Origin of the sequence: Leptotrichia buccalis C-1013-b (assembly GCF_000023905.1) — a bacterium.
In the GTDB taxonomy this organism is placed as follows: Bacteria; Fusobacteriota; Fusobacteriia; order Fusobacteriales; family Leptotrichiaceae; genus Leptotrichia; species Leptotrichia buccalis.
In genome coordinates, this window is sequence record NC_013192.1 from 2,173,732 (window position 1) to 2,197,645 (window position 23,914).

Consider the following 23,914-nt stretch of genomic DNA (forward strand, 5'->3'; position numbering starts at 1 on the left):
ATAAATTTTAATTTTATAATTAATTTTTACCAAACAATTTAAAATACAAATATTCTTTAAAATTTTCAATAAATGAAAACAAAGATATAATACATTATATACTTTTTTTATGTTATTTGCCTTTTAAATAAATTAATTTTTAATGAAATAAGTAACTAAAATTCATTATGTAAAGTTTTTTAAATAAATATAATTTTATTACTCTCTTATTTGTCCTTCTCCTCTTATCACATACTTTGTTGTAGTCAGCTCTCTAATTCCCATAGGCCCTCTTGCGTGAAGTTTTTGTGTGGAAATTCCGATTTCTCCTCCAAATCCGAACTCTCCTCCGTCAGAAAATCTTGTTGAGGCATTTAAATAAACATTTGCTGAATCCACTTCATTTAAGAATTTTTCGGCATTCTCTATGGATCTTGTCAAAATTGAGTCGGAATGGTGTGTTCCGTGAGAATTTATATATTCAATTGCTTCATCTACATTTTTCACTAACTTTAATGACATAATTAAATCCAGATATTCTGTCCCAAAATCTTCTTCTGTTGCCAATTTTACATCTGTTCTATTTCCGACGATTTCCAATGCTTCCTTGCTATATCTTAATTCTACGCCATCTTTTAAAAGCATTTCTGTTAATTCAGGCAAGATTGCTTTTGCGATATTTTCGTGAATAAGTGCAGTTTCAATGGCGTTACATACGCTTGGACGCTGAACTTTGGCATTTTCGATAATTGGCAATGCCTGTTTTACATCTGCTGTTTCGTCTACAAAAATGTGGCAAATTCCTGCACCAGTTTCTATCATTGGAATTGTGGCATTTTCGATAATAAATCTTTTTAGCCCCTTTCCGCCTCTTGGGATAATCACATCTATAAATTTATCTGCTCTTATCAAATCTTTTACTAATTCTCTTTCTGGCTTTTCCACAAGTTGAACTGCATTTTCTGGCAATCCGTAAGTATTTGCAACTCTGCTTAGCAATTTACTTAAATAAATATTTGAATTTAAGGCATCTTCAGAACCACGTAAAATTATTGCATTTGAAGATTTTATTGCAAGTCCCGCTGCATCAACTGTAACATTTGGACGTGATTCATAAATCATTCCGATTACTCCAAGTGGTACTCTTTTTTTAGCGATGCTCATTCCATTTTTGTGATTCCATCCTATCACAACTTCTCCTATTGGATCTGGAAACATAGCCATTTCACGTAAACTTTGAGCCATTCCTTCAATTCTGCCGTCTGTCAATGTCATTCTGTCTAACAAAGCAAAAGAAATTCCATTTTTTTCTCCATTTTCTAAATCTATTTTATTTGCAACCTTTATTTCTCCTTTTTTTGCAATTAATTCATCTGCAATTGCAAATAACACATCATTTTTCGTCTTTGTCCCAATTTTTATAAGTTCTCTTGATGCAATTTTTGCTTTTTTTCCTAATTCGCTTATATAACTCATTTTTTCCCTCTTTTCTCTTATTATTTCGATTTTTTTTACTTTTTCAATATTTCAATAGCAACTGTAAATTCGGTTAATCCTTTTTATTTTTTCATTGCCACATTATCAATATGAATTACAGCGTCATCATATTTGTAACCCAATATTTCTTCTATATTTTCACTTTGCTCACCTTTTATTAGATTTATTTCCTCTGATGAGTAATTTGAAATACCAGTTGCAATAACTTTTCCTTTCAAATCTTCTATTTCCACAATTGCACCTTTATCAAATGTCCCTTCTACAGATTTTATCCCAACTGACAATAAGCTTTTTCCATTTTTTAAAGCTGATTTTGCACCATTATCTATTGTCAATGCACCTTCCTTGCTTGGTCCATATGCTAGCCAGTATTTTCTTAGGCTGATTTTTTTATTTTTTTTCACAAAAAGTGTCCCTATGTTTTCTTTTTCCACTATTCTTGTGATGTTTTTAGGTTCATCTCCGCTGGCAATTACAAGGCTTGTTCCGATTTTCGTTACCATTTCTGCGGCAATAATTTTTGTAACCATTCCACCTGTTCCAAATTTTGAACCTTCTGCTCCTGCCATTTTTTTTATATCCTCATTAATATCCCCAACTATGTGAATCAAGTTAGCATCCTCGTATTTTCTAGGATTTTTATTATAAAGCCCATCAATATCCGACAGTATAATCAATAAATCAGCGTCAATTAAGCCTGAAACAAGTGCCGACATAGTGTCATTATCTCCAACTTTTATTTTTAATGCGTTTGAAACAATGGCGTCATTTTCATTTATAATTGGAATAATTTTTCTTTTTAGAAAGGCATTACATACATTTCTCATGTTCAAATATCTTTTTCTATTTGAAAATTCTTCTTTTGTCAATAAAAGCTGTCCCACGATTTTGTTATGTTCCTTAAAAAGTGTCTGATAAATTTGCATAAGTGAAACTTGCCCTACTGCCGACAGCATCTGTTTTTCTGCCAAAGTTTTAGGCTTTTCGTTTATATTTAAAAGTCCCATTCCAGCACCTACAGCTCCAGAGCTAACGAGAATTACATCATATCCTTTATCTTGCAGATTGCTAAGTTCCAGTACAATTTTTCTTATTTTTTCAATATCCAAATGTCCGTTTTCATTTGTAAGTGTTGATGTTCCTACTTTTACTACTATTCTTTGAATATTTTCTAAAATTTCTTCTCTTGTATTCCTGTTTTTCATATTTTATTCTCCCAGTAGTATATTTTATATGTTTCATAATCTTTAGTACAAAATAGGGGTATGTTATAATACCCCTAAAATAACATAAAGTGTCAGTAAATTAAATAAAAAATTCTATTTTTTTATTTTATCACAAAGTGTTGTCTTGGCACAAGTATATCCTCCAGCAACTGCTCCTGCTCCTAAAGCCACAGCTGTACAAGAACTTAAGCTCATTGCTAAAAATATTATTGCTCCTGCAATTTTAATTTTTCTCATTTTTATTTACCTCTCAATCTAATTTTCTATTATTTTAACTTAAAATCTTAACTTTTACGTATCCAGACAGAAATTTTTTCAGGTTCCACTTTGAAATTGGCATTTCCATCTTCATCAATTACAACATCTTCATATTCACTTCCTGTAACTTCCTGCCAAACTTCTCCAGCCTTTTCTTTTCCAATTTCTACTTGAATTTCCTCTTCTTCTTCAGAATTGGAAAGCACGGCAACACAACCTGTTCGTTCATCACGTCCAGTTCTCTGAATTGCAATTACATTTGGATCATCCAGATGGTTTATCTGTTCCCCATAAGCATGTATTCTCCGTATTTCCAGAAGTTTATCAATTATCCATTGATGCGGGCTCTTTTCTCCGCCTATTCCGTAATAATCTCCATAAAATAGGCAAGGATAACCATCTTTAGATAATAAAATGATTGCATATGAATGTGGGATAAACCAGTTTTCCACTTGTGATTCCAAAGCGCTTCCTTTTTGAGAATCGTGATTATCCACAAAAGTTACAGCTGCCATTGGATTTGTTGCGACAATTGTATGCTCAAAAATTTCTCTTAAATCATAATCCTGCTTTTTTTTAGAAGCGTCATACATATTAAAGTGAAGTCCAACATCGAATAAATCTGTCTTGTATCCGACATTATCCAGATATTCCTTCAATTTTTCCAAATCATTTCGCCAGTATTCTCCTACGGAATAAAACTTTTCTCCGTGAGTTGCTCTTACTTGTGTCAAAAATTCAGCTATAAATTCATCTTTTATATGTTTTACAGCATCCATTCTGAATCCATCAATTTTCAATTCATTTACAACCCATTTACCCCATCGGATTACTTCCTCACGTACTTCAGGATGTGAAAAGTCAATATCAGCATTCATCAAATAATCATAATTTCCAAGCTCAGAATCAACTCCCTCATCCCAGTCCTTATTTTCTCCAACGATTTTGTAAATTGCCGTTTTACCAGTTTTGTTGTCATAGTCCACACCGTCAAAAAGATTGTGATTCCATTTGAATGAAGAATATTTATTATTTCTTCCAGGGAAAGTGAATTTTGTCCAGCCTTCTATTTCAAAAGGCTCGGATATTTCCACTGTTCTGTCTTCAGGATCAACTTCTATTGCCAGAAATTTTTCTGTTTCATCAGCTCCGCCTTTATGGTTCAAGACTGCATCCAAATATACATTTATATTGTATTTGTGGAGTTCTTCTATTGCTTCAATCAGTTCCTGTTTTGTCCCATATTTCGTTCTGACTGTGCCTTTCTGGTCAAATTCTCCCAAATCCCACAAATCATAAGCACCATATCCTACATCATTTTCAGAAGTCCCTTTATATGCTGGCGGAATCCAGACTCCGCTGACTCCGATTTCGCTCAAATGCTTAGCATCGTCCTTAAGTCTTTTCCAATGTTTTCCATCACTTGGCAAATTCCATTCAAAATATTGTATCATTACTCCATTTTCCATTAAAAATTCCTCCTTTTTTACAATTTTTGCTTTAAAGTTTTATAAATTTATTCAATTTTTATTCCTTTTTTCTTTACAAATTCGATAACTTCTTTCAAATCTTCTTCAGTATCGACTCCAATTACATTTGATACCGTTTCAAGAACTTTTATTTTATACCCATTTTCAATAAATCTAAGCTGCTCAAGCGATTCTATTTTTTCCAAAATTCCTTCTTTTAAATTTTTTAATTCATTCAAAAATTTAGCTGTGTATCCATAAATTCCAATATGTTTGAAATATTTAAAATTTTTATCTGGCTTCCTTTCATATGGAATTACTGAACGACTGAAATAAATTGCATTATTGTTAAAATCTGTAATTACTTTTACATGATTTGGATTTTCAATATCCTTTTGTAATTTCATTTCCTGTTTTAATGTAACAATTTCTGATTTTTCATTACGATAATTATTTGCCAGAATGTTAATTGACTCAATGTCAATTAAAGGCTCGTCCCCTTGAATATTTATTATAAAATCATAATTTTTATATTCATCCTTATTTATAACTTCTATTATTCTGGAAGTTCCATTTTCGTGGTTTTCAGAAGTCATAACTACATTCCCGCCAAATTTTTTTACCGCATCAAAAATCCTTTTATCATCAGTAGCTACTACAAGTTCGTCAATATCCGCATTTTTCGCCCTTTTGTAAACCCATTCAATCATTGGATGCCCTTCGATTTCTTTTAAAGGCTTTCCTTCAAATCTGCTGGAGGCATATCTTGCAGGTATTACTCCCAGTATTTTCATAGACTTTCTCCTTTACATAACTTTATGTTTAAAACTATTTTACCATATTTTTATTTAAATTACATTATATTTTCTGATATAGTTTTAGTTGATTGGGGTATTTTTTTATGTTATAATATCAGACAGCAATGAAAAAGGGTGAGAATATTGAATATTACTTTATATAGAAAATATCGGCCACAAAATTTTGATGAAATTGCAGGGCAGGAATTTGTACTGCGGGCAATCAAAAACTCTTTACGGGAAAATAAACTTTCGCACGCATATTTATTTACAGGACCGCGTGGAGTTGGGAAAACCACTATTGCCAGATTAATTGCAAAGGGCGTGAATTGTCTGAACAGTGAAAATGTTACAGATAATCCTTGTGGCGAATGTGAAAACTGTCGTGAAATTTCTCAAGGGATTTCTATGGATATGATTGAGATAGATGCGGCTTCCAATCGTGGAATTGATGAAATTCGGGAATTAAAGGAAAAAATAAATTATCAGCCTGTAAAAGGAAGAAAAAAAATATACATAATTGATGAAGTCCATATGCTTACAAAAGAGGCTTTTAATGCACTTTTGAAAACTCTGGAGGAACCGCCTTCGCACGTTATTTTTATTCTTGCGACCACAGAAATTGATAAAATCCCTGATACCGTCATTTCACGATGTCAAAGATACGATTTTTTGCCAATTGATAAAAAAGATATAAAGAAATTGCTGAAAAATGTGGCGGAAAAGGAAAAAATCACGATTGATGAGGCAAGTCTGGATTTGATTTACAGAAAATCAGAGGGAAGTGCGAGAGACAGTTTTTCTATTTTTGAGCAAGTTGTATCAAATTTTAATAATGAAGAAATTGATATTACGAAGACTCAAAATGCTTTGGGAGTTGTACCTGATGTCATTTTGGAAGAATTTTTGAATTTAATAAAAGACGGGAATAAGGAAAAATTAGTTGATTTTATTGATAAAATTTGGGAAGAAGGGCTTATTATTGAAACTTTTTTAAAGGATTTTTCCTATTATCTGAAAGAGCAGTTTAAGAAAAAGACTGATTTATCGGTAAATTTCCTGCTGGATACAATTAGTGCAATTTTTTTCACATTAAACGAATTTAAATATGAAGAAGATAAACGACTGCTTGGCTATGTCCTAATTCACGAACTTTATAAAACTCAGCGAAAAAATTTAAGGCAAAACAACATTTCAGAAGAACCAGTTTCCTCAGTAAATTCGGCTTTTAGTAAATCTGATATGAATGAAATGTCAACTATGATTTATGAAAAAGTTATGAATCAAATTTCAATAAATCCAAAAATTGAGAAAGCTGCTTTTAATTCAAAAGAAAATGCTGAAATTACAGAAAAAACTGAAAATGAAAAAATTGTCAAAAATTACGATATTTCAATTTTTTCTGAAAAATGGAGAAAAATTCTGAATGAAATAAAAAAGGAAAGTGTAATGCTGGCAGCACTTGCAGTTGAAAGCTATCCTGCGAAAATCGAAAACGGGATACTTTACATAAAATTTCCAAACGACCAGAAATTTCACAGTGAACAAATTCTACTGCCAGAGAAAAAGCCAAAAGTTGAAAAAATTATTAATACACTTTGTAATACCGATGTTACAATTCAAACTCTTCTTGAAGATGAAAGTTCACAAAATCAGGAAGATAAATTTTTACAAAAGGCTATAAATTTTTTTGATGGAGAAATTTTAGAAAGAAAATAACATTAAAATATCAAATAAACTTAATGAAAGAAAGGAATGATAGATATGAAAATTAAAGTGATTTTGAAGGAAACTATAAAAGGTGTAGGGAAAAAAGATGAAATTGTAGAAGTGAAAGATGGATATGCAAATAACTTTTTATTGAACAAAAATAAAGCCATACTTGCAACTCCTGAAAATATTAACAAATTAAAGGCAAGAAATGAAAAAATTAAAAAAAATCACGATAAAGATGTAAAAAATGCAAATGAATTAAAGGAACAGCTAGCTTCAAAAGAAATTGTGCTAAAAGTGAAAGCTGGAGAAAATAATAAAGTGTTTGGTTCAATTGGAGCAAAGGAAATTGTGGAAGCATTGAAAGAGCAGTTGAATATTACAATTGACAAGAAAAAAGTTTCCGCAAGTGCAAAATTGAAGGAAATTGGAGTGCATAATGTAGAACTAAAGCTTCATTCTGAAGTAAAAGCAGTATTAAAGGTTAGAGTGGAAGCTAAATAGTTTTCATAAACCTGAACTATAAAATGGAAAGAGAGAAATAAAAATGGCATTGTATAATTCAGAAGATGAAGAAGACAGAGGCAGTCCCTTTAGCATAAAAGCGGAAGAAGCATTACTTGGGTCAATTTTTATAAATCCCAATGTTATGGGAGATATTGTTGACGTTATAACGGCAGAAGATTTTTATAAAAACAATTATAAATTAATTTTTTCTGAAATGGTAAAAGCCTACAACAATGGCAAAATCATTGATGTCCTGTTAATAATTGAGTCCTTGAAAAAAAATGAAGTAATGGAGGAAGTTGGAGGCGAGGACATTATTTATGATTTAACGGAAGTAGTGCCGACCGCAGCAAATGCAGTTAATTATGCTCAAATTATAAAAGAAAAGTCAATACAGCGACAATTAATCACCATTGGAGAAAAAATTGTAAAAATGGCTATGCGTGGTTATGAAAATATCGATGCCATGCTTGACAAGTCTGAAAGTATGATTTTTAAAATAGCAGAATCCAAACAGAAAAAAGATATTGTCCCTTTGGCAGATTTAGTTCAAGTTAAAATCTCACATCTGGATAGCTATACAGAAAATAAAGGAAAAATAACTGGAATTTCTTCCGGATTCAGCAGATTTGACAATATAACAAGCGGATTTCATGGTTCTGACTTATTAATTCTTGCGGCACGTCCAGCTATGGGGAAAACCGCTTTTGCCTTAAATCTGGCAACAAATGTGGCAAAGCAGGGAAAAAGCGTACTCGTTTACAGTCTGGAAATGGGAAATGAACAACTTTTTGACAGACTTATAGCAAGTGAGTCTAAAATACGTTTAAAATCCCTAAAAGACAGCACACTGACATCTGAAGAACTAATAAGTATGGGAAACGGTCTTGGACGGCTTTCTGAACTTCCAATTTATATTTCAGATTCATCAAGTGTAACTATGCTGGATATAAAAGCTACGGCAAGAAGATTAAAATCTGAAGGAAAACTGGATTTTATGCTAATTGATTACCTTCAGTTAATAAGTCCTGCAGAAAATTCAAGAAAAAGCCGTGAACAGGAAATATCTGAAATTTCGCGTTCTTTAAAAATATTGGCAAAAGAGCTTAACATACCAATTGTAACACTTTCGCAATTATCCCGTGGAGTAGAGCAGAGAGTGGATAAAAGACCAATTTTGTCAGATTTGCGGGAATCAGGAGCTATCGAGCAAGATGCAGATATGGTAATGTTTTTATACCGTGAAAAATATTATAATAAGGACACTGCTACAGAAGTGGACAATGTAAATATTCCAAGTAAATATACACAAAATTTTGAAGAAACACAAAAAGAAGATAAGAGCGAGATGGAAAAAGTTGAATTAATTATAGGAAAACATAGAAGCGGACCGACTGGAACGATAGAATTGGGATTTAGACCAAGCTATCAGCAATTTGTAAATGTTGTGGATGACGAATTTGCGCCGTCGCCAGAATAAAATTAATACAAACAATAAAATATTTTAAAACTGAACTCAAAAATTAAGTTATTTACTCAAATTTTGAGTTTATTTAAACTTTACACAAAATAAAAATATTAAGGAGAGAAAATTCAAGAATGGAAACAAAAAAAAGAGTAGAATTATTGGCACCAGCTGGAAATATGGAAAAGTTAAAAACAGCTTTTCATTTTGGAGCTGATGCCTGTTTTGTTGGAGGAAGCGCCTTCAACTTGAGAGGAATGTCTTCAAACTTTAAAAATAAAGAATTAAAGGAAGCCGTGGACTATGTTCACAGTTTGGGTAAAAAAATATATGTTACACTAAATATTTTTGCACATAATACAGAAATTGAATATATGCCAAGATTTATAAAAAAACTGGATGAATTTGGTGTGGATGCGGTAATTGTGGCTGATCTAGGAGTTTTCCAGATGGTTAGGCAACATGCTCCGAATATGAAAATTCACGTAAGTACTCAGGCAAATAATACAAACTGGATGAGTGTAAAAACTTGGAAGGATATGGGAGCAAAAAGAGTTATTTTAGCTAGAGAAATGTCGTTAAAAGAAATAAAAACTATCCGTGAAAAAGTACCTGATGTGGAAATAGAAGTGTTTATTCATGGAGCAATGTGTATGGCGTATTCTGGAAGATGTCTATTAAGTAATTACTTTACAAATCGTGATGCAAATCGTGGAATTTGCGCTCAAGATTGCCGTTGGAACTATAAAGTGATTGCAGAGGGGCATGAGGAAACTGGGGCTCACGATATTGTAGAAAATGAAGAAGGAACATATATGTTTAATGCTAAAGACTTATGTTCTATCGAATTTATTGACAAAGTACTTGAAACTGGTGTGGATTCATTAAAAATTGAAGGAAGAATGAAAAGTATTTACTATAACTCAACTGTTGTGAAGCAGTATAAAAGAGCATTGGATAATTATTATTCTGGAAATTACGAATATAATCCAGATTGGCTAAAAGAGCTTAAAACTATTAGTCATAGACAATATTCAAACGGATTTTATTTAGGTCCTACTTCTGAGAAGGATCAGAATTATGAAACAGGTCTTTCTTACAGCCAAACTTACAGACTTGTTGCAAATGTACTTGAAAAAGTTGACACAAATAAATACAAAATTCAAATAAGAAATAAAGTTTACGCAACAGAAACTTTGGAACTGGTACGTCCAATTGGAGATGCTATTAAATTTAAAGTAGAAAACTTTTTAAATACAAAAAATGACGAATTTCAGGAATACGTAAACCCAAATACAATCGCTATTATCGAGACGGATGTGGAAATGGGACCAATGGATTTAATCAGAATAAAATTACCTGAAGGACAGTCTGACAGCGATATGGATACTTCAGAATTTTAATAAATATAAACTTAATTTTAATTATGATTTTAACAAAAAAAAAGTAAAATATTTAAAAATCTGGAATTTTTAATATTAAATAAACCTCTTGTTTATTAAAAATTATAAGAAAAAAAAGATAAAATACTATACAAATTTTGAAAAATGAGTTATAATTATCTATGAGAATAAAATAACTTTTATTCTGTTATAAATTAAAAATTTTGATAAAATGAAAAATCAATGGAATTGGAGATAATTATGAGAGAAAAAATATTAGTAATTGAAGATGATCCTAAAATTTCGAGATTACTTGAAATCGAATTAAAATTTGAAGGGTTTGATGTATTTTTTGCATATGATGGTAAAGAAGGATTGAATATGGCTAAATATGGCTCATATGATATTATTCTTCTAGATGTAATGCTTCCTAAAATGAGCGGAATGGAAGTTTGTAAAAGAATAAGGGAAACTTCACAAGTACCTATTATTATGCTTACTGCGAAAGATGAAATTAGTGATAAAGTAGTTGGATTTGATTATGGAGCTGACGACTATATGACAAAACCGTTCTCAAATGAAGAATTACTTGCCAGAATAAAAGCTCTTCTTAGAAGAACTAAAAAATCTGTTGTTCATAAAGGGATTTTTGAATTTGAAGATTTGACAATCAATTATTCAACTTATGAAGTATTCAGAGATTATGGAAAAAATTTGATTCAGTTATCAAAAAGAGAATTTGAACTTCTTGATTTCCTAGTTTTAAATAAAGGAATTGTTTTATCAAGAGATAAAATTTTAGAAGAAGTTTGGGGATTTGACTATATCGGAAATGATAATATTCTTGATTTGTATATTAAATATTTAAGAGATAAAATTGACAGACCTTATGAAAGAAAATTTATTCAGACTGTAAGAGGAATTGGATTTATCTTTAAATAAGGAGTAAAAAATGAAAAATTTAAAATTAGAAGATCGTATTTCAGCAAATTACGCTCTTCTATTTTTGGTATTAATATTAGTTTCTAATATTATTTTAGTTTATTCATTGAAAAGGCAGTCTAATAAAATGCTTGAAAAGTCTGCTGATGATAAGATTGAAGAAATAAACAGTTTTTTAGATAAAGTTGGAATTTTTTCAGACAAAACAAATGTCCTGACACTTGATTTTAATCCTGAAATTGTGGAAGGGAAAAAGATTATTCACGTAAAACCGTTTAATCCTGGTGAAGATAATTATTTGTATGTTTTAGAAATTGAACAAAAAAATGATTCGATAATTCCTATTAATACAGTTGGAGATACTGATACAGAGGAAGCGACGATAACAAATGAAAAAATGGTAGAATTGCTAAAAAATTCTAATTTAAAAAATAATTCTTCTGACGGAAAAATAATAAATATTGAAAAAAATAAATATTTTGTTTTTGAAGTAAGCCGTCAAATAAAAAATTATAAATTTAACATTTACACTTTAAAAAATGTAACTCAGGAAAATAAAATTTATAAAAGGCTAGAATATCTTGTTATTTTATTTACAATAATCGGAGTTGTCATAACAGTTATTGTATCAAAATTATTAAGCAGAAGAATTTTAAGACCAATTAATAACGTTATAAAAACGGCAAAAAGTATTTCAACTGATGATTTGAGTAAAAGAATAGAAATTCCAAAAGGAGAAGATGAATTACAAAATTTAATCCTTATTATAAATGAAATGCTGGATAGGCTTGAAACTTCATTTGAAAATCAAACAAAATTTGTATCAGATGCTTCCCACGAATTACGTACACCACTTGCGATAATAAAAGGGTATGCTGAAATCATACGAAAACGTGGAACCACAGATATTGACATCTTTGTAGAATCAATTGATTCAATTATAAGTGAAACCGACAATATGCGTAATTTAATTCAAAAACTTTTATTTTTAGCTAAAGGTGAAATTACCAAAATTAATACAAAATTTGTAGATATTGATGCAAATGAAATGGTTCATCAAATTCATTCTGATACTGTAGTTTCTATAAAAACTCATAGTTTCCATCTGGAAATGGGAAAAGATTATAAAATCAAAGGTGATGAAACATTACTGCAACAAGCAATCAGAGCTTTGATTGAAAATGCTGTAAAATATTCTGAACCGCATACAAATGTTTATATAAAATCCTTTATTAAGAACGGATTTGGAAGAATCTCAATTCGAGATGAAGGTGTTGGAATTTCTGATGAAGATGCAAAAAGAATTTTTGACAGATTCTATAGAGTTGATTTGTCCAGAACAAAAGCTACTGGCGGAACTGGACTTGGACTTGCAATAGTAAAAAGAATTGTGGAAATTCATAATGGAAAAATTGAGATAGATTCTAAAATGAATGAAGGAACAGAAATTTCAATTGTATTGCCGATTGAGAAGATTATCATAAATAAAGATGAAGAAAGTTTAAAAAATGTGAAAAAGGAAAAATCTGAAAGAAAAAGTGCAGTATTTAGTTTTTTAAAAAAGGAAAGAGAAAATAAAAAAAGAAAAATAGGAAGGAAAAATAATGGCTAGAAAATATTTTGGAACTGATGGAATGAGAGGGGAAGCAAACAAGGACTTAACAATTGACCTAGTTACAAACCTTGGACTTGCATTGGGATATTACTTAAAAAAACGGAGAAAAAAAGCTGGAAAACCTAAAGTAATTTTAGGAACTGATACGAGAATTTCAGGTTATATGATTCGTTCAGCTCTTACTGCTGGACTAAATTCTATGGGAGTAAATATTGATTTTGTGGGAGTGCTGCCTACTCCAGGAGTTTGCTATCTGACTAGAAAATTAAAGGCTGACGCAGGAATTATGATTTCGGCTTCACATAATCCTGTAAAAGACAATGGAATAAAAATATTTAGTCAAAATGGTTACAAACTGCCTGATTCAGTTGAAGAGGAACTGGAACAATTAATGGAGAAAAAGGATGAACTTTTAAAACATCAAGTGCCAGGAGATGATTTGGGAAGATTTAAATATGTGGAAGATGATATGAGAATTTATTTAGACTATCTAACTTCTACTGTGAAAACTAATTTTTCAAAATTACGAATTGTAATTGATACAGCAAATGGTGCAGCTTATAGAGTTGCTTCAAAAGTATTTCAGTCTTTAGGAGCAGATGTTATTGTAATTAATAATATTCCAAATGGGAAAAATATTAACGTAAATTGCGGATCTACACATCCAGAACTTCTTCAGGAAGTTGTCAAAGTTTATAAAGCTGATTTAGGACTTGCCTATGATGGTGATGCTGACAGATTAATTGCTGTTGATAATACAGGTGCAATTATAAATGGAGATTTGATTATTGCGATTATTGCAGAATATATGAAAAAAAGAGGTCTTTTAAACGATAATAAAGTCGTTACTACTGTTCTTAGCAATATGGGATTTGAGAAGTATCTGGATGAAAAAGGAATTGGATTAATTCGTGCAAATGTTGGAGATAGATACGTTCTTGAGAAAATGAAAGAATACGGTTTAAACATTGGTGGAGAACAGTCTGGACATATTTTAATGCTTGACTACAATACGACTGGAGATGGAGTTTTATCGTCAATTCAGTTAGTGGCGGCAGTTTTAGAAAGTGGAAAGACATTACGTGAACTTGTAAAAGGAATTGAACTTTGGCCTCAAGATTCTAAAAATATCTTTGTTGCAAAAGAGAAAAAAGCAACTTGGGAAACAAATAAAGACTTAATTGACTTTATTAAGGCAAAAGAAAAAGAAATTGCTGGAAAAGGTAGAATTTTAGTAAGAGCTTCGGGAACAGAATCACTTATAAGAGTAATGGTTGAGGCTGAAAGTCAGGAAATTGTAGATAAATATGTGGCAGAATTAAGTAAGAAAGTAGAAGAAACACTTTGTTAATTTAAAAAAAGAAAATCATAGTTAAATAGGCTATGATTTTTTCTTTAAATTAATTTTTTTTCCTTAAATTTACTTCATTTACAAATTTTTCAAACAGCTTTTGTGCAGTTTCGTCATTAATTGCCATCATTTCTGGATGCCATTGAACTCCAACGATAAAAATTTCATCAGAAATATTTTCAATTGCTTCGATTACCCCATCTGCACTTTTCGCCGTTACAACAAATCCTTGTGCCAGCTTATTTATTGTCTGATGATGATAACTGTTTATAAATCCAATTCCTTCAGGATAGATATCGCTTAAAAAACAGTTGCTTGCTACAGTAATGGAGTGAGTTGGAGTGTGGGCTCTGGCTTTCTGGAAATGCTTTATTGTAACGTTTTCATTGTAGGAAAGGTCCTGATGAAGCGAACCGCCACATTCAACATTAGCTATTTGCATTCCACGACAAATTCCAAAAATTGGTTTTTTATAAGTTATTGCATAACGGATGAGAAGTGAGTCGAATTTATCACGTTCAGGAAATATTTCGCCAAGTTTCTCTTTTGGCTCTTCCCCATAAAGAAGCGGAAAAACATCATTTCCTCCAGTCAAAATTATTCCATCCACATTTTTTACAAATTCCTCAATAATATCTTCATGCTCATTCAAAGGAAGAAGATGCGGCACACCGCCAGCATTTATTACAGCATTGATATAGGAAACATCAACGTAGGCTCGTTTATATCCAGCAAAAAGCCCTTTTTCCAACCCAAGTATATTACTCGAAATTCCAATAACAGGTTTTTTCATATTATCCTCCCAATTATAAATATTTATATAATTTAATCATATATTTTTTTATTAGTCAAATATTTATATTCTTATTGACAAAGTAAAATATTTTTATTTCCCTTATTGGACTTTTTCCCTTATTTCCTGTATAATACCAATATAAAGCATCAGTTTTACAGAAAGGAAAAATTTATGTTACATTTTGCAAATGATTATACGCAAGGAGCCTGTCAAGAGATTTTGGATGCGATTGTGAAAACTAATTTTGAGGATTTAGCAGGGTATGGGGCTGATAGATATTGTGAAAGTGCGAAAGCAAAAATTAGGAAAGTTTGTGAAGTGAAGAATGCGGACGTGCATTTTTTGACTGGTGGAACACAGGCTAATGCGGTTGTGATTAATTCGATGCTGGAGTCTTATGAAGGTGTAATTGCGGCTGAAACAGGGCATATTGCGATACATGAGGCTGGAGCGATTGAATTTACAGGGCATAAGGTTTTGACATTGCCACACCATAGCGGGAAAATTGATGTTAATGAGCTGAAGGAATATTTACATACATTTTATGCAGACGAAAATCACGAACATATGGTTTTTCCTGGAATGGTTTATATTTCACATCCAACAGAATATGGAACTTTGTACTCGAAAAAAGAGCTGATAGAAATTTCAAAGACTTGTAAAAAATACGAGATTCCGTTGTTTTTGGATGGAGCAAGGCTGGTATACGGGCTTATGGCAAAAGATACGGATGTTACACTTCCAGATATTGCACAGCTTTGTGATGTTTTTTATTTTGGAGGGACAAAAGCTGGAGCATTGCTTGGAGAAGCAGTTGTTTTTACCAAAAATAACACACCAAAGAATTTTGTAACAAGGATAAAGCAACATGGGGCATTACTTGCTAAGGGACGGCTACTTGGAGTACAGTTTGACACATTATTTTCAAATGATTTGTACAAAAGGATTGGAAAACATACTATAAATTTATCTGAAAAATTAAAAAATATTTTACACGAAAAAAATTACAGATTTTATCTTGAATCACCTACAAATCAGCAGTTTATCATAATTGAAAATACAAAAATGGAAGAACTGGCAAAAAACGTAAGTTTTTCATTTTGGGAAAAATACGATGAAAATCATACGGTAATAAGATTTGTAACGAGCTGGGCAACTACGGAAAAAGATTTGGATGAATTAATAAAATTATTATAATAGAAGAAAGTGAGAGGATTTTATGAATTATAAGTTAATTGCAACTGATATGGATGGGACATTGCTTGATGAGGAGCATGGAATAACAAAGGAAAATGTTGAGGCGATTATTAAAGTTCAAAAGGAAAAAGGAGTTAAATTTGTACTTGCGAGCGGAAGACCTAGCTATGCTATGCTTGAATATGCAAAAGAGCTTCAAATGGATAAGTATGAAGGCTATGTTTTGGCATTTAACGGTGGTGAATTAATTGATATGAAGACAAACGAAGTTATTTTTCACGAAGGGCTGGAAAAAAAGGATATTGAAAATGTTTATAAAGTTTCAAAGGAAATAAATGTTCCAATGATTTTGTACGTTGGAGATACAATTTATGGAACTGAAGCGACAGATGGAGTAATGTATGAAGCCGATCAATGCAAGATGAAATTTCAAAAATTCGACACACTTGAAGACTTGGAGAAAAAAGGAATTGATAAAACTACAAAATGTATGATTATTGGAACGCCTGAAGAAGTATTGATTGCTCAGAAACACATGAATAAAGTTCACGGAAACGATTATTTTATTGCCATTTCAAAACCAATTTTCCTAGAAATTGCAAATAAAAATGTGGATAAAGGGAAAACATTGAAAAAATTGGGAGAAATTGAAAATATAAATCCTGAGGAAATGATTGCAGTTGGCGACAGTGCAAACGATAAGCCGTTGCTGGAGTACGTGGGAATGCCTGTGGCTGTGGAAAATGCAATTCCTGAAATTAAGGAAATAGCTAAATTTATTTCAACATCAAATGTAAAGCATGGATTGAAAACTACGATTGAGGAGTTTTTTGAATTTTAAAACTATAAAATTTGTACAGGAATTATCGGGAAAAAAGTCGAAAAATCATATATACTTTTTCTCCTGATTTTGAAGTTTATAGTGAAGGGGATATGTATAATCCAAGTTATGAAATGGAACTTTGGGTTTCGATAGTAAAAGATAAAAATTAAATTGTAGATATATTTGAATCTTTTATTGAATATTTATTATAAAAAAAGGGAGATATCCTGAATACACAGTTTATTTCCCATTTTATCTTTATTATATATTAACCCCAATAGAAGTAAAATTTTACAATAAGTAATTCGATAGCTTTATTAAAAAAATCAAATTTAATTTTTAAGTATCTATCTTAAAGACTTTTATAATTTTATTTATAAATATTATGATTAATAATAGTTTTTTCTATTCAATTTTTTTGTAACGTAAGGGCAGTAGACGCCATGCCCTTTTTCGCAATAAAAGTTATTTTAACATGTATAACTGGTTATATATTAAAGATAATGGCGAAACGTTCTACGAACTACCCCGCTTTACACAAAACTTTCTTATAAAAAAAAATAAAACTCGCTTCGTAAAACTACGCTCAGACAGTTATTTTTCCTTTAACGAAATTTTGCTTATTTAATATTTTCCAAATGTAAAAGCCTAGAATTTAAATATAATAAATCTATATAATCTTAGTACAGAATGTCGTGATTTTTTTGGAATGAAAACGATTGTCTGAGCGTTAGCGAGTTTCGTTTTTATTTCAAAAAAATGCTTAGACGAGCCAGGGTTGCAAGGGAAATGGCGACTGATTTCCCTTGCTTTATAAAAAGAAAAAATACAAGATTACGAAAAATATTTATTAATAATAAACAGTCTTTCAAACTCTAAATAAAAATCCCTTATATAGATACTTAATGACAAAATTTAATTAAAGGATATAATAGCATAATATTGTAAAAAAATGACTTTAATTTCATGAATTTTTGATATTTGCTCTTTAAATGAGAAATAGTATTAATTTCTTCTTTTTAAGAACTTTGTAAAATGTCAAAAAAGTTAAAAATCACACTTTTCACATTTACATTACTTCTAATACTATTTTTCAAATTTATCAGTTTTTTCAATTCATCTGCTTCCACAGAATGTTTCACGTTTATAATGATTTTTGAAAGAAAACTTATCAGAAATTCCTTTTCCTTTTTTAGTTCATTTTCAATTTCATTTATAAAAAAATACACATTTTCAATATCCCAAAAACGTATTCGTCGTGCTAACAGTTCAATACTTTTATTATATTTTATTGTTAAATCTAGATTATTTTTTATAATAAATTCCCCAGTCATATAATTTTTCATTTCAAAAATAATTTGCAAAATATCTTCCACTGTATTAATTTTAAATTGAATATCCTCAAGTGAGAGATTTTGTCGTTTAAATTCTAAAATGTCGTTTTCATTTCCGTCAAAAAAATAATAAACTTCTTTGCTAACTCCCAGTTCATCGTTATTCATTCCAGATAGATGAAATTTAATTGTACGGGATTTTATTGTAGAAATGATATTTAATGTTCTTGATAAAAGGATAAAGTATACATTTTGCGGGGGTTCTTCCAAAATTTTTAAAAGTGCGTTTGAAGATTCTTTTCGCAAGTTTTCGATTCCGCATAGAATAAATATCTTTTTTGGCGAGTTAAATGAAGATTCTATTGATGAATAAATGATTTCCCGCACTTCGTCAATTTTTATGTTTTCATTATTTTTATTTATTATTTCAATATCAGGATGCTGGAGATTGTCAATAAGCCGTTCTATTTTCTCTCTTTCAGCGTCATTCTGCACATCCTTTGTCATAACCATTTTTGAAAACATTAGTGCATAAGAAAGCAAGTCAACTCTCTTATCACCGTAAAAGAGGTAACTTGCACTTATTTTATCTTGATTTATTTCGTTCTTAAATTTTTCTGTTATTTCCTGTAATTTCATTTTTTCTCATTTTCTCTTTTTTTATTAACAACAAATATTAATTTTCTTTCATTTGAAGAGTTCTTAATAATTTCTTGTTGTCAAATGCGGCTCCTCCACCTAAAACTACTGAATCCAATGGATTTGGAGATAAGAACACTTTGATTCCAACTTCTTGTTCCATCATATCAATAAAGTTTTTAATTAATGAACCTCCACCAGTCATTACAATTCCGTTATCCAAGATATCTGCAGCCAATTCAGGTGGACATTTTTCAAGAACTTCTTTTGTAGAGTTTACAATTTGGAATAAAGAATCTTCAATTGCTTCATAAATTTCATTTGCATTAACTTCCACAGTATTAGGAATTCCAGATTCCAAATCTCTTCCTTTAATTTCCATAATATCAGGCGTTTGATATTTTATAGCTGAAGCTAATTCTTTTTTAATTTTTTCAGCAGTTCTGTCACCAATTAATAAATTGTATTTTCTCTTAACGTATTTTACAATGTCTTCGTCAAATTTGTTTCCAGCAATTCTAATTGATTTACTTGCAATAATTTCATCAAGTGATAAGATAGCAATATCTGTAGATCCTCCACCTATGTCAATTACCATACTTCCTTCAGGTTGTGAAATATCCACTCCAGAACCGATAATAGCCGCTCTTCCTTCTTCGATGATATATGTCTTTTTAGCACCTTTTACCGCATCAAACAAGGCTTTTCTTTCCACGCTCGTTACTTCGATTGGTACACAAATCATAACTTCAGGCTTGAAAAGTGAATTTCCATAAATTTTATGAATAAAATATGTAATCATTTCTTTTGTTGAGTCAATATCTGCAATAACTCCATCTTGCAAAGGTTTGATGGCTTGAATGCTGTCAGGAGTTTTTCCTAACATTTCTCTAGCTTCTCTTCCAACTGCGATTAATTTTCCAGTTTTTCTATCTCTTGCAACCACAGATGGCTCATTTAACACTATTTTTTTTCTTTGTTTATCATAAATTAATATGTTTGCAGTTCCCAAGTCTATTGAGATGCTTTTATTTACTCTAAATATTTTTACAAAATCAAATGCTCCCATTTTTCCTCCTATTAAAATTAACTTTCTTAATTATACCATACTTTTTGATAAAAATTTATTATTTTTTGCAATTTTTTTAAAATTTTTATTGAAAATGTCTATTTTTTAATAAACTATTATATTTTTAATTTATTTATACTAGTTGTGATATTTAAAAATCTTTTGCATTTAGCCATTTTAAAATTTCATCATAAATTTCATATTTATTTGTTTCATTAAGAGATTCATGCCGTCCATTTTTGTTTTCAAGAATGTTTATTCTTCTTTTTTTCTTTCTTAATATATTAAAAATTTGAGTAATATATGGAATGTCGATTACTTTGTCATCCGTTCCATAAATGGCTAATATTCTCGCATGTTCATCTAATTTTTTATAGTTTCTATTGATAAATCCTATTGTGGAAAAAATTTCAGAATAAAACTTTGGTGTGACAGAATAGCCACAAAGCTCATTATCTTCATATTTTTTATTTTCAGTTTCATCTCTTGTAAGCCAGTCGAATTTTGTTTTATTTGGCTCAAAATTTGCGTTCCATTTTTCTGAAATTTTATTAAACGCAGAAACTTTTCTGAAAATCACTTTTTCCAAAAAAGTGGCAAAATTTCCACCTATAGCTGTTAACTGGCTTTTCAATGGAAAACCTGATAAAATAAAATATTTATATTTATTTTTGATTCCCCATTCTGCTCCAATCAAAGAACCCATACTATGCCCCAAAATTGTAGTATTGCTTGGAGTTGCTCCGACTTTGCTCAAAACTTTTTTAAAAAAGGAATCAATATCTTTAAAGACAGATTTCATTCCTCCTTTTCCAAAATCTCCAATTTCACCTTCTTTCAATTCGCCATGTCCTCGAATTTCCATAACAAACACATTATACCCATTAGAAGCCAAAAATGACCCAAATTCAGTATATCTATCAATAGGTTCAGTCATTCCGTGAAATATTACAACATTATTTTTATATTTCTGCTTTTTTGACTCAAAAAATAAATAAGGGATTTTTTTATTATCAAAACTCTCAAAATATTGTTTTTCCATTATTTTCCTTTCTGAAAATTGTGAACCATCAATTTAAAAGTTTTAGTTTTTTACCAATTTTCAAGAATTACATATACATATTATAATATAATATAATATTTTTTGCAATTACAAATTTTACTTTATCTAGGAGTTAAATGTTTGTAGTAACTTTTTTAAAATTATGTTATTACGATTTATACTAACCCCATTTAAATAACGAATTTATTACAAACTTTTCCAACAAAGGCTAAAAACCTAATATTTCTAAAGAATTAAAATATAATTTTTTTGTTTTAATAAACCGACGGAGCTTTTATTTGTTCAACTACGACTGTTTGACGACTATAAGGAGGAGTTTCGGAGTTGGGCAAATAAAAGTCGTAGTCTAGCCATAGGTATTGCGTAGCAATCTTGCCACAATTTTAATTATTAGGATAAACCTTTACTGCAAGATAAGGATTTGCGGCAATGAGCAATCCTGCGAAAAAAAAGAAAAAAACGAATAAAAATAGTAAAAACTGATATTAAATAAAATAATCTAATACTAAATCCCATTATAAAATAGAAACTATGTTAAGGACAAAAAGTTGTAATTTCTTACTAAAATAGTATGTAATTCAAAATTTATTAAATATTCGCTATTTAAACGGGAAATAGCATTAGTATAGCAACAATAATCCTTTCTAATTTTGTAGAAGATATTAGTATATCATTTTTACTGTGTTCTAGGTGCTACACTTAATTATATAATACGCCTGTACAGAAAAAATAAAAATTTTAGAAAAAAAAGTGTTGACATTTATTTTAATTTGTGATATTATATTTCTTGTCCGAGAGTAATTAAGAATTATTCTAGAACGGTGTATAGCGCAGCTCGGTAGCGCACCTGCCTTGGGAGCAGGGGGTCGTAGGTTCAAATCCTACTACACCGACCATTTAATAGATTTGCGGGAGTAGCTCAGTTGGTAGAGCGTCAGCCTTCCAAGCTGAATGTCGCGAGTTCGACCCTCGTCTCCCGCTCCATTTTATTTTTAAAGACAAATGATTGCATAAATAGTATGGTGACCGTAGTTCAGTTGGTAGAGCGCCAGTTTGTGGCACTGGTTGTCGCGGGTTCAAGTCCCGTCGGTCACCCCATAAATATGAGCCATTAGCTCAGTCGGTAGAGCACTTGACTTTTAATCAAGGTGTCACTGGTTCGATCCCAGTATGGCTCACCATTTAAATAAAATAATAAGCGAGAGTGGCGAAATTGGTATACGCACTAGACTTAGGATCTAGCGTCTTCGACATGTGGGTTCGAGTCCCACCTTTCGCACCATTTAAGAATAAAATTGTTGGTTATTATGGAGCTATATTGCTCTTTTTTTTATATAAAATCTAGAATCATATCAAAAAAATATTAATCTTTAAGTGAATAACTCACATATAAAATAATGCAGAGGAAAAAATGAAAAAAAGAAATGTAAAAATAGTTTATCAATATGATGGAAGTAAATTTTGCGGTTTTCAACGACAAATGGGAATAAAAACAGTACAAGGGGAAATCGAAAAGGTTATATCCAAAACGTTTTTTCAAAATATAAATATGATTTCATCAGGAAGAACTGACAAGGGAGTTCATGCCATAGAGCAGGTTTCTAATTTCATGATTGACCAGAATATTCCATTGAATGCGATTAAAAGACAGCTTAACAAACGTTTGAAGGGTGAAATAAAAATTTTAGATATTGAAGAAATGGATGAGAAATTTAATTCTCGATTTGATGCTCAAAATAGGACTTATTTGTATATTATGAAAGTCGAAGATGAAATCACACCATTTGAAACAAATTATATAACTGGGATAAAAGAAATGATTGATATAGATAAATTTCAGAAAATAATGTTAGAATTTATTGGAAAACATGATTTTAGCAGTTTTATGAAAAAAGATAAGGCTTATAGAAATCCAGTGAGAGAAATTTTTTTTATAAATTGTTATTATGATAAAAATGGGAAGGAAAAACAGATAAATATTGAAATTTGTGGAAATGGTTTTTTGAAAACGATGGTACGGATAATGATTGGGTCGGCTTTGGCGGTATATTTTGGAAAAGAAGAAAAAAATTATATTAAAAAAAAGCTGGAAAATCCAGATGCAGATGGGAAAAAAATTTTAGCAGGTTCAGAAGGGCTTTATTTATATAAAGTAAGTTATGAATAAATTAGATACAGTAATAGTATTTTTAAATTTTTTTAGTGTAGAAAAGGAGAATTTTATGGAAAAAAATTATAAAATAAAGGTTTTAGAAGCAAAAAAAGATTCAGATTTATTATTTAAAATTGTAGAACATGAAAATGAAGTTTTTGGTGAAGCAACAGTTGGTAACTGGAATATCAAGCCATTCACTAAATATGGAAAAGTTTTTGCAATGGTAACTAATGATGAAAATGAAGAACTAATGTCTGTTATTGAAGTATTAAGCAGTTTTGATAGAGAACTTGCTTATGTTTATGGCGTTTCTACTGTACCAAAATTTGAAAGAAATGGATACGCACGAATATTGTTGAAATATGTATTGAAATTTTTAAAAGAACTTGGAATAAAAAAAGTTGAATTGACTCTTGATAAGGATAATTTTACAGCAAAAAGAATTTATGAAGAATTAGGATTTAAAATTGTCGGAAATTTAGATAATGAATATGGAGACAATGTTGAGCGATATTTAATGAGATATTTTGAAAAGTAATAAATTAAGAAAATAATACTCATTTTAATATTAAAAGAATTTAAGTATATCTTAGAGCCACGCATTCAAAAAAAAACAAGTATATTTTTCTAACAAAAA

The 23,914-nt window shown here is 30.4% G+C and carries 20 protein-coding genes and 5 tRNA genes; 16 read left to right on the forward strand and 9 right to left on the reverse strand.

Features of this window, described 5'->3' with window-relative positions:
• Positions 1-198: 198 nt before the first annotated feature.
• The 5 genes from LEBU_RS10155 to kdsB all read right to left on the reverse strand — a co-directional run bounded on the left by LEBU_RS10155 (position 199) and on the right by kdsB (position 5,223).
• Positions 199-1,455, reverse strand: coding sequence for a glutamate-5-semialdehyde dehydrogenase (locus LEBU_RS10155; RefSeq protein WP_015770244.1), 1,257 nt, complete (start codon positions 1,453-1,455; stop codon positions 199-201).
• Positions 1,456-1,538: 83 nt separating this feature from the next.
• Positions 1,539-2,681 carry a glutamate 5-kinase gene (gene proB, locus LEBU_RS10160; protein WP_015770245.1) on the reverse strand — a complete coding sequence of 381 codons (1,143 nt, stop codon included), beginning with the start codon at positions 2,679-2,681 and terminating at the stop codon, positions 1,539-1,541.
• Between the two features lie 114 nt (positions 2,682-2,795).
• A complete protein-coding gene (locus tag LEBU_RS12055; RefSeq protein WP_015770246.1) occupies positions 2,796-2,939 on the reverse strand; it encodes a hypothetical protein in 144 nt (47 codons plus the stop codon).
• 47 nt (positions 2,940-2,986) lie between these two features.
• Positions 2,987-4,429: an alpha-amylase gene (locus tag LEBU_RS10165; protein WP_015770247.1), complete on the reverse strand. Its 1,443-nt coding sequence runs from the start codon at positions 4,427-4,429 to the stop codon at positions 2,987-2,989.
• A gap of 47 nt (positions 4,430-4,476) precedes the next feature.
• The gene (kdsB, locus tag LEBU_RS10170) at positions 4,477-5,223 is read right to left on the reverse strand and encodes a 3-deoxy-manno-octulosonate cytidylyltransferase (protein ID WP_015770248.1); all 747 of its coding nucleotides are present in this window, start codon (positions 5,221-5,223) and stop codon (positions 4,477-4,479) included.
• A gap of 147 nt (positions 5,224-5,370) precedes the next feature.
• On the opposite strand from kdsB, the gene dnaX reads away from it, so the two are divergent.
• The 7 genes from dnaX to glmM all read left to right on the forward strand — a co-directional run bounded on the left by dnaX (position 5,371) and on the right by glmM (position 14,201).
• Positions 5,371-6,945: a DNA polymerase III subunit gamma/tau gene (dnaX, locus tag LEBU_RS10175; protein ID WP_015770249.1), complete on the forward strand. Its 1,575-nt coding sequence runs from the start codon at positions 5,371-5,373 to the stop codon at positions 6,943-6,945.
• Between the two features lie 45 nt (positions 6,946-6,990).
• Positions 6,991-7,443: a 50S ribosomal protein L9 gene (gene rplI, locus LEBU_RS10180; protein WP_015770250.1), complete on the forward strand. Its 453-nt coding sequence runs from the start codon at positions 6,991-6,993 to the stop codon at positions 7,441-7,443.
• Between the two features lie 43 nt (positions 7,444-7,486).
• A complete protein-coding gene (gene dnaB / locus LEBU_RS10185) occupies positions 7,487-8,926 on the forward strand; it encodes a replicative DNA helicase (RefSeq protein ID WP_015770251.1) in 1,440 nt (479 codons plus the stop codon).
• Positions 8,927-9,045: 119 nt separating this feature from the next.
• The gene (locus LEBU_RS10190) at positions 9,046-10,314 is read left to right on the forward strand and encodes a peptidase U32 family protein (RefSeq protein WP_015770252.1); all 1,269 of its coding nucleotides are present in this window, start codon (positions 9,046-9,048) and stop codon (positions 10,312-10,314) included.
• 240 nt (positions 10,315-10,554) lie between these two features.
• Positions 10,555-11,235, forward strand: coding sequence for a response regulator transcription factor (locus tag LEBU_RS10195; RefSeq protein ID WP_015770253.1), 681 nt, complete (start codon positions 10,555-10,557; stop codon positions 11,233-11,235).
• Positions 11,236-11,245: 10 nt separating this feature from the next.
• A complete protein-coding gene (locus tag LEBU_RS10200; RefSeq protein ID WP_015770254.1) occupies positions 11,246-12,847 on the forward strand; it encodes a sensor histidine kinase in 1,602 nt (533 codons plus the stop codon).
• A complete protein-coding gene (gene glmM / locus LEBU_RS10205) occupies positions 12,840-14,201 on the forward strand; it encodes a phosphoglucosamine mutase (protein ID WP_015770255.1) in 1,362 nt (453 codons plus the stop codon). Before LEBU_RS10200 ends, glmM begins: the two co-directional genes overlap by 8 nt.
• A 49-nt stretch (positions 14,202-14,250) precedes the next feature.
• On the opposite strand, the gene LEBU_RS10210 is transcribed toward glmM, so the two are convergent.
• Positions 14,251-14,994, reverse strand: a complete 744-nt coding sequence (locus LEBU_RS10210) for a gamma-glutamyl-gamma-aminobutyrate hydrolase family protein (protein ID WP_015770256.1) — start codon at positions 14,992-14,994, stop codon at positions 14,251-14,253.
• 174 nt (positions 14,995-15,168) lie between these two features.
• On the opposite strand from LEBU_RS10210, the gene LEBU_RS10215 reads away from it, so the two are divergent.
• Both LEBU_RS10215 and LEBU_RS10220 read left to right on the forward strand, forming a co-directional pair.
• Positions 15,169-16,194: a threonine aldolase family protein gene (locus tag LEBU_RS10215; protein ID WP_015770257.1), complete on the forward strand. Its 1,026-nt coding sequence runs from the start codon at positions 15,169-15,171 to the stop codon at positions 16,192-16,194.
• Between the two features lie 22 nt (positions 16,195-16,216).
• The gene (locus LEBU_RS10220) at positions 16,217-17,035 is read left to right on the forward strand and encodes a Cof-type HAD-IIB family hydrolase (protein WP_015770258.1); all 819 of its coding nucleotides are present in this window, start codon (positions 16,217-16,219) and stop codon (positions 17,033-17,035) included.
• Between the two features lie 1,001 nt (positions 17,036-18,036).
• Here LEBU_RS10220 and LEBU_RS10225 read toward each other — a convergent pair.
• The 3 genes from LEBU_RS10225 to LEBU_RS10235 all read right to left on the reverse strand — a co-directional run bounded on the left by LEBU_RS10225 (position 18,037) and on the right by LEBU_RS10235 (position 21,101).
• Positions 18,037-18,990: an ATPase gene (locus LEBU_RS10225; RefSeq protein WP_015770259.1), complete on the reverse strand. Its 954-nt coding sequence runs from the start codon at positions 18,988-18,990 to the stop codon at positions 18,037-18,039.
• 37 nt (positions 18,991-19,027) lie between these two features.
• Positions 19,028-20,059 carry a rod shape-determining protein gene (mreB, locus tag LEBU_RS10230; RefSeq protein WP_015770260.1) on the reverse strand — a complete coding sequence of 344 codons (1,032 nt, stop codon included), beginning with the start codon at positions 20,057-20,059 and terminating at the stop codon, positions 19,028-19,030.
• Positions 20,060-20,210: 151 nt separating this feature from the next.
• Positions 20,211-21,101 carry an alpha/beta fold hydrolase gene (locus tag LEBU_RS10235; RefSeq protein WP_015770261.1) on the reverse strand — a complete coding sequence of 297 codons (891 nt, stop codon included), beginning with the start codon at positions 21,099-21,101 and terminating at the stop codon, positions 20,211-20,213.
• 840 nt (positions 21,102-21,941) lie between these two features.
• Between LEBU_RS10235 and LEBU_RS10240 the strand changes: the two genes are divergently transcribed.
• The 7 genes from LEBU_RS10240 (at position 21,942) to LEBU_RS10270 (ending at position 23,815) form a co-directional block, all read left to right on the forward strand.
• Positions 21,942-22,018: transfer RNA gene (locus LEBU_RS10240), tRNA-Pro, on the forward strand.
• Positions 22,019-22,030: 12 nt separating this feature from the next.
• A tRNA-Gly gene (locus LEBU_RS10245) sits at positions 22,031-22,106 on the forward strand.
• A gap of 38 nt (positions 22,107-22,144) precedes the next feature.
• Positions 22,145-22,220, forward strand: a tRNA-His gene (locus LEBU_RS10250).
• A 7-nt stretch (positions 22,221-22,227) separates the two neighbouring features.
• A tRNA-Lys gene (locus LEBU_RS10255) sits at positions 22,228-22,303 on the forward strand.
• 17 nt (positions 22,304-22,320) lie between these two features.
• Positions 22,321-22,404: transfer RNA gene (locus tag LEBU_RS10260), tRNA-Leu, on the forward strand.
• Between the two features lie 129 nt (positions 22,405-22,533).
• Positions 22,534-23,289 (forward strand): tRNA pseudouridine(38-40) synthase TruA, encoded by a 756-nt coding sequence (truA, locus tag LEBU_RS10265; protein ID WP_015770262.1) that lies wholly within the window; start codon positions 22,534-22,536, stop codon positions 23,287-23,289.
• A gap of 55 nt (positions 23,290-23,344) precedes the next feature.
• Positions 23,345-23,815 carry a GNAT family N-acetyltransferase gene (locus LEBU_RS10270; protein ID WP_015770263.1) on the forward strand — a complete coding sequence of 157 codons (471 nt, stop codon included), beginning with the start codon at positions 23,345-23,347 and terminating at the stop codon, positions 23,813-23,815.
• The last annotated feature ends 99 nt before the right edge of the window (positions 23,816-23,914 follow it).